Below are 6,817 nucleotides of genomic sequence, written 5' to 3'. Positions count from 1 at the left end.
GCACGGCGCCCACGCCATCACCGGCGACCGCCCGGTGGAGGAGCTGGTGCGCGATGTCGAGTTCTTCGACGCCGACGCGGTGATCGCCACCGGCCAGCGCACCGGCCACGCCGCCGATCTCGACTACATCCGCACCATCGCCGGCGCCACGAGCCTGCCGTCGCTGGTCGGCAGCGGCGTGACGCCAGACAACGTCAACGCCATCCTCGGCGTGGTCGACGCGGTGATCGTCGCCAGCGCGCTGAAGCGCGACGGGGTGTGGTGGAACCCGGTCGACCCGGCGCGCGTCCGCAGCTTCATCGCCGGCATCGACCGGTAGGGCGCGCCGTCTCTCCTGCCGGCCCGGCGGCCATACCGCGCATCGACACGGCTGGCGTCGTCGCGGAGGATGGAGCCGGGGCGCCACTATGCGGACAGACAGGAGAGCATCATGGCCAGAACCGTTGCCGACCAGATGGTCGAGACCCTCGCCGCCGCCGGTGTCGAGCGCATCTACGGCATCGTCGGCGACAGCCTGAACGGCTTCACCGACTCGCTGCGGCGCCATGGCGGCATCCGCTGGCTGCATGTCCGGCACGAGGAGGTGGCGGCCTTCGCCGCCGGGGCCGACGCGCATGTCACCGGCGGGCTGGCGGTCTGCGCCGGCAGCTGCGGCCCGGGCAACCTGCACCTGATCAACGGCCTGTTCGACTGCCACCGGTCGCGGGTGCCGGTGGTGGCCATCGCCGCCCATATCCCGTCGCCCGAGATCGGCTCGGGCTATTTCCAGGAGACGCATCCGGAGCAGTTGTTCCGCGAATGCAGCCTGTATTGCGAGCTGGTGTCGAACCCCGACCAGATGCCGCGCGCGCTGGAGATCGCGGTCCGCCGCGCGGTGGCCGAGCGCGGGGTGGCGGTGCTGGTGATCCCGGGCGACATCGCCCTGAAGCCGGCCCCGGATGCCCCGGCGCCGAAGCCGCTAGGCCTGCTGCCGGATCGGCCGACGGTGACCCCGCCGGACCAGGCGCTGGACCGGCTGGCCGAGCTGCTGAACGGCGCCTCGCGCGTCACCATCCTGTGCGGCAGCGGCTGCGCCGGCGCGCATGATGCGGTGATCCAGCTGGCCGAGACGCTGAAGGCGCCCGTGGTCCACGCCATGCGCGGCAAGGAGCATGTCGAGTACGACAACCCCTACGATGTCGGCATGACCGGGCTGATCGGCTTCTCCTCCGGCTATTACGCCATGGAGGCCTGCGACACGCTGCTGATGCTGGGCACCGACTTCCCGTACCGCCAGTTCTACCCGAAGGGCGCGCGCATCGCCCAGGTGGACCTGCGGGCCGAGGCGATCGGCCGGCGCGTGCCGGTCGATCTCGGCGTGATCGGCGACGTCGCCTCGACCCTCAAGGGGCTGCTGCCGCGCCTGACGGCCAAGACCGACCGGGCGCATCTCGACGACTCCGTGCAGCGCTACAAGGAGGCGCGGCGCGGGCTGGACGAGTTGGCCACCGGCCGCGCGGGCGGACCGCTGCACCCGCAGCACATCGCCCGGGTGATCAGCGAGCGTGCGGCCGACGACGCCGTCTTCACCTGCGATGTCGGGCTGCCGACCGTGTGGGCGGCGCGCTACCTGGCGATGAACGGCCGCCGCCGGCTGCTCGGCTCGTTCTGGCACGGCTCGATGGCCAATGCCCTGGCCCAGGCGATCGGCGCCCAGGCGGCGGACCCGAAGCGGCAGGTGGTCTCGCTGTCCGGCGATGGCGGCTTCACCATGCTGATGGGCGACCTGCTCAGCCTCAAGCAGCTCGGCCTGCCGGTGAAGGTGGTGGTGTTCAACAACGGCGCCCTCGGCTTCATCGAGCTGGAGCAGAAATCCTCCGGCTTCCTCGACACCGGGACCGAGCTGCAGAACCCGAACTTCGCCGCCATGGCCGAGGCGATCGGCATCAAGGGCGTGCGGATCGACGACCCGGCCCAGGTCGAGGAGCGGATCGCCGAGGCGCTGGCCCATCCCGGCCCGGTGCTGATCGACGCCGTGGTCAACCGGATGGAGCTGGCGATGCCGCCCAAGGTCACCACCGAGATGGCCAAGGGCTTCAGCCTCTACATGCTGAAGGCCGTGCTCAACGGCCGGGTCGACGAGGTGGTGGAGCTGGCGCGGTCCAACCTGCGGCGGTGACCGGGACGCCGGGGCGGCGTGGCTGCACGCCGCTTTGGCGTTTTCATCGATTTTGGCGTAAAATCGCCGCATGAGCGAAACCCAAGCCCTGTTCGCGGCCCTGCGGCAGCTTGCCGATGGGGAGGCCGCGGCAGCGGTGGAGCGGCTGGTGCAGGAAGGGCCGGACCGCGCGCTGTGTCGCGTCAACGTCTTCGATTTCGCGGCCGAAACCGGCATCGATGTCGAGCGCGCCATCGCGGTGTTCCTGCACGCCGCGCGGCTCGGGCTGTTCGAGCTGTCCTGGAACGTGCTGTGTCCCGGCTGCGGCGGCGTCCTGGACGCCAACGCCACGCTGAAATCCCTTGATCACGACCAATACCACTGCGCCCTGTGCGCCGCGGGCTACGAGCCGACGCTCGACGAGATGGTGGAGGTGGCCTTCACCGTCAGCCCGCGGGTGCGCCGGATCGGCGCCCATGACCCCGACACGTTGCCGCCGGTGGAGTATTGCCGCCAGGTGTTCTGGGGATCGGGCGTCGACCTGCCGGCGAATTTCGAGCAGCTGATCGACGAGATCACGATCGATTTCGTCGAACTGCCGGCCGGGGAGAAGGCGATCCTGTCGCTGCAGCTGCCGGCGGAGTTCCTGATCGCCTTCGACCCCGTCAGCCACGCGACCCAGTTCATCGACGTCAAGGGCGAGCCGACGCGCGACCGCCAGACGCTGTCCTTCATCATCGATCCGGTGCATCGGCTGAACGAGACCCTGTCGCTACGGCCGGGCCCGCTGCGCCTCTCGGTCGAGAACCGGACCGATCGCCGGGTGCTGGCCGGCATCTGGATCGCCGGGCACGCGCTGCACGACCTGCTGGGCCGGCGCAAGCCGTTCCTGACGGCCAAGCGGCTGCTGACCAACCAGACCTTCCGCGACATCTACCGGACCGACACGCTGGACGTCGACCAGCGGCTGAAGATCACCAGCATGACCTTCCTGTTCACCGATCTGAAAGGGTCGACGGCGCTGTATGAGCGCGTCGGCGATCTGGCGGCGTTCGATCTGGTGCGGGCCCATTTCCGCGTGCTGCACGAGATCGTCGCGGCCGAGGCCGGGGCCGTGGTCAAGACCATCGGCGACGCGGTGATGGCCACCTTCCCGACGCCGGACCGCGCCGTGGCCGCGGCGCTGCGCATGCGCGACGCGATGGGCCGCCTCAACGACGCCCATGCCAGCGAGGACCTGGTGCTGAAGATCGGCATCCATGAAGGGCCGTGCCTGGCGGTCTCGCTCAACGAGCGGCAGGATTATTTCGGCCAGACCGTCAACATCGCCTCCCGGGTGCAGACCCTGGTGAACTCGCGCGCCATCTTCGCGACCGAGCCGGTGGTGAAGGATTCCGGCACCGCAAGGCTGCTGCAGAGCAGCGGCATCGAACCGGTGGCCCAGCGCCACACGCTGCGCGGCATCGAGAACGAGGTGACGCTCTACGAGATCCCATGATCCCGGAAGCCGGCGGGTTCGACGACGCCGGCAGCTCCGCAGTGTCTCCTGCATTTTAACATTTGTTATTCCTATCCCGATATTCTGGACTCCCGGAACGTCATTGGGCAGATCTTCATTCCGGAAGTACGGAGCCATGGGATCGAGGTAATCACTCCGATCTGGCAAATCCTGCGAGGCCTGGATAAGGTCGGTGGTTTCCGACTCCAGGCCGCCCGCATCCGCACTCGTCCCGCATGATCAAACCCCGCCTTCTGACGCTCGGCGGCCTCGGCCTTGCCGTGCTGCTTCTGATCGGCATCGCCGCCGTGTGGCTGGCCCAGCAATCGCGCCAGGACCAGCAATGGGTGGCGCATTCGCTCGAGCTCGAGGCGCGGATGACGCAGCTGCAGTTCATGGTGCGGTCGGTCGAAGGCAGCCAGCGCAGCTACCTGCTGACCGGCGACAAGGAATACCTCGAGACCTTCGACAAGGCGCTGGCCGACATCCCGCCGCTGGCGGCGGAGATCGCGGATCGCACCGCCGACAATCCGGCGCAGCAGCGCGCGATCGACCAGCTGCGGCCACTGCTGGACCGGTTGCCGAACTTCCGCAATGCCATCGGCATGGCCGATGCCGGCGACCGTGCCGGGGCCATGGAGCAGGTTCGCACCGGCCGCGGGCGCGAGCTGGGCGAGCAGGTCGACGACATCCTGCGCGGGATGAAGGCGGAGGAGGAGCGGCTGCTGGCCGAGCGGTCCGCCGCTTCGCGCGGTACCCAGCTCTGGCTCGTGGCGATCACCATCGCCGGCCTGCTGGCCATCGCCCTGGTGGCTGCGGTCGCGGTGCTGATGGTCCGCCGGTCCACCGCGGCGATGCAGGCCATGCAGCGGGAATTGGCCCTGGCCAATGAGGGGCTGGAGGCGATGGTGGCGGAGCGCACGGCCGACCTGCAGGAGGCCAATGACGAGATCCAGCGCTACGCCTATATCGTCAGCCATGACCTGCGGTCGCCGCTGGTCAACATCATGGGCTTCACCAGCGAGCTGGAGCATCTGCGCGACGCCGTGTTCGAGCGGCTCGGCAGCCTGCGCGAGCGCGTGCCGGACGAGACCGCCGAGGCCGACGAGACGCTGAAGGCGGATTTCGCCGAGGCGCTGGGCTTCATCAAGACCTCGATCGACAAGATGGACCGGCTGATCCACGCCATCCTGACGCTGGCGCGGCAGGGGCGGCGGGAGTTCAAGGCCGAGGCGATCGACACCACCGCCCTGCTGCAGCGCATGGCCGACGCCATGGCCCATCAGGCGCAGGAGCGTGGGGCCGAGATCCGGATCGGCAGGCTGCCGCCCCTCACCAGCGACCGGCTGGCGCTGGAGCAGATCTTCTCCAACCTGCTCGACAACGCCCTGAAATACCTGCGCGACGGCACGCCCGGCGAAATCGAGGTCAGCGGGCGCGTCACGGCGACCGGCCATGTCTACGAGGTGCGCGACAATGGCCGCGGCATCGACCCGAAGGACCGCGGCCGGGTGTTCGAGCTGTTCCGCCGTTCCGGCGTGCAGGACCGGCCGGGCGAAGGCATCGGCCTGGCCCATGTCCGCGCCCTGGTCCGCCGCCTGGGCGGAACCATCGCATTGGAATCCGCGCTGGGCCAGGGCAGCGTGTTCCGGATCACCCTGCCCAGGACCTGGGCCGACAGCAGCCAGAGGACAGCGAGATGAGTGAGCAGAGCCGGCAGGTCCGGATCGTCATGGTCGAGGACGATGAGGGGCATGCCAAGCTGATCGAGAAGAACCTGCGCCGTGCCGGCGTGCACAACGAGCTGCTGTCGTTCCGCGACGGGTCCAGTTCGCTGCAGTTCCTGTTCGGGCCGGACGGATCGGGCGAGGTCCATCGCGGCCAGCCGCTGCTGATCCTGCTGGACCTCAACCTGCCGGACATCTCCGGCACCGACATCCTGCAGCGGATCAAGGAGAACGAGCATCTGAAGCTGTCGCCTGTCGTGGTGTTGACCACCACCGACGACAAGGTCGAGATCCAGCGCTGCTACGATCTGGGCTGCAACGTCTACATCACCAAGCCGGTGAACTACGAGAACTTCGCCAACGCCATCCGTCAGCTGGGCCTGTTCTTCGCCGTGATCCAGGTGCCCGAGACCGCATGATGGCCGAAGCCGGCATCCGTATCCTGTATATCGACGACGATCCGGGGCTGGCGCGGCTGGCCCAGAGGACGCTGGGCCGCGCCGGCTTCACGGTCGAGATCGCGACCGACGGCCCGTCCGGCCTGGCCCGCATCGCCGAGGGCGGGATCGACGCCGTCGTGCTCGACCACGCCATGCCGGGGCAGGACGGCCTCGCCACCCTGGCGGAGATCCGCCGCCGCGACGACCCGCCGCCGGTGATCTATGCCACCGGCAACGAAGACGGCCGGGTGGCGGTCAAGGCGCTGAAGATCGGGGCCGCCGACTACGTGATCAAATCCGCCGACGGCGAGTTCTTCGCCCTGCTGCAGGCGGCGATCGAGGCGGCGCTGGAAGCGGCACGGCTGCGGCGCGAGAACGAGAGCATCCAGGCGGAGATCCGGGCTGCGCGCGACCGCTTCGAGGCCTTGGCCGAAGAGCGCGCGCTGATGATGCGCGAGATCAACCACAGGGTCAGCAACAGCCTGCAGCTGATCGCCTCCCTGCTGCGGCTGCAGTCCGGCGCCTCGTCCGCGCCGGACATCAAGGATGCGCTGGCGGTGGCGGAGAAGCGGGTGATGGCGGTGGGACAGGCGCATCGCCGCCTCTACACCTCCGACACGGTCAAGGCGATCGAGGTCGACCGCTACCTGGAGGAGCTGATGGGCGGCCTGCGCGATTCCGCCGAGGGGCGCGAGACCCGTTCGGTGCTGGAGCTGGCGACCGAATCCGTGACCATCCATCCGGACCGCGCCATCGCCCTCGGCGTCATCGTCACCGAGCTGGTGCTGAATGCGCTGAAATACGCGTATCCCGGATCGGGCGGGCCGGTCCGGGTGCGGCAGAAGGCTTTGGCGGACGGGCAGATCGAGGTCGCGGTCGAGGATGACGGCGTCGGCATCGGCCCGGCCGCGGCGGGATCGACCGGGCTGGGCCAGAAGATCATCTCCGCCATGGCCAGCAAGCTGGGGGCCCTCGTGCAGCACGACCCGGCCCATGACGGGACAAAAGTGGTGCT

At 69.1% G+C, this 6,817-nt stretch carries 6 protein-coding genes; all 6 read left to right on the top strand.

The window, feature by feature from the left end; genetic code table 11:
• A partial coding sequence (locus ABDW35_RS28745; protein WP_343717282.1) for a BtpA/SgcQ family protein occupies nt 1-319 on the top strand: 319 nt, incomplete at its 5' end.
• Between the two features lie 111 nt (nt 320-430).
• The gene (gene poxB / locus ABDW35_RS28740; RefSeq protein ID WP_343717281.1) at nt 431-2,158 is read left to right on the top strand and encodes a ubiquinone-dependent pyruvate dehydrogenase; all 1,728 of its coding nucleotides are present in this window, start codon (nt 431-433) and stop codon (nt 2,156-2,158) included.
• A gap of 70 nt (nt 2,159-2,228) precedes the next feature.
• Nucleotides 2,229-3,635 carry an adenylate/guanylate cyclase domain-containing protein gene (locus ABDW35_RS28735; protein ID WP_343717280.1) on the top strand — a complete coding sequence of 469 codons (1,407 nt, stop codon included), beginning with the start codon at nt 2,229-2,231 and terminating at the stop codon, nt 3,633-3,635.
• A gap of 236 nt (nt 3,636-3,871) precedes the next feature.
• Nucleotides 3,872-5,338 (top strand): CHASE3 domain-containing protein, encoded by a 1,467-nt coding sequence (locus ABDW35_RS28730; protein ID WP_343717279.1) that lies wholly within the window; start codon nt 3,872-3,874, stop codon nt 5,336-5,338.
• Nucleotides 5,335-5,781 carry a response regulator gene (locus tag ABDW35_RS28725; protein ID WP_343717278.1) on the top strand — a complete coding sequence of 149 codons (447 nt, stop codon included), beginning with the start codon at nt 5,335-5,337 and terminating at the stop codon, nt 5,779-5,781. The genes ABDW35_RS28730 and ABDW35_RS28725 overlap by 4 nt, the downstream gene beginning before the upstream one ends.
• The coding region (locus tag ABDW35_RS28720; protein WP_343717277.1) for a response regulator at nt 5,778-6,817 on the top strand (1,040 nt) is incomplete at its 3' end. The genes ABDW35_RS28725 and ABDW35_RS28720, both read left to right, overlap by 4 nt.

Origin of the sequence: Inquilinus sp. (assembly GCF_039594555.1) — a bacterium.
Classification (GTDB): Bacteria; Pseudomonadota; Alphaproteobacteria; order DSM-16000; family Inquilinaceae; genus Inquilinus.
Note: the sequence above shows the minus strand (reverse complement) of the source record. Positions and strands in the feature narration are given on the sequence as shown.

Coding starts and splice junctions, on each gene's coding strand:
- poxB (WP_343717281.1), top strand. CDS start 431: ATGGCCAGAACCGTTGCCGACCAGATGGTCGAGACCCTCGCCGCCGCC.
- ABDW35_RS28735 (WP_343717280.1), top strand. CDS start 2,229: ATGAGCGAAACCCAAGCCCTGTTCGCGGCCCTGCGGCAGCTTGCCGAT.
- ABDW35_RS28730 (WP_343717279.1), top strand. CDS start 3,872: ATGATCAAACCCCGCCTTCTGACGCTCGGCGGCCTCGGCCTTGCCGTG.
- ABDW35_RS28725 (WP_343717278.1), top strand. CDS start 5,335: ATGAGTGAGCAGAGCCGGCAGGTCCGGATCGTCATGGTCGAGGACGAT.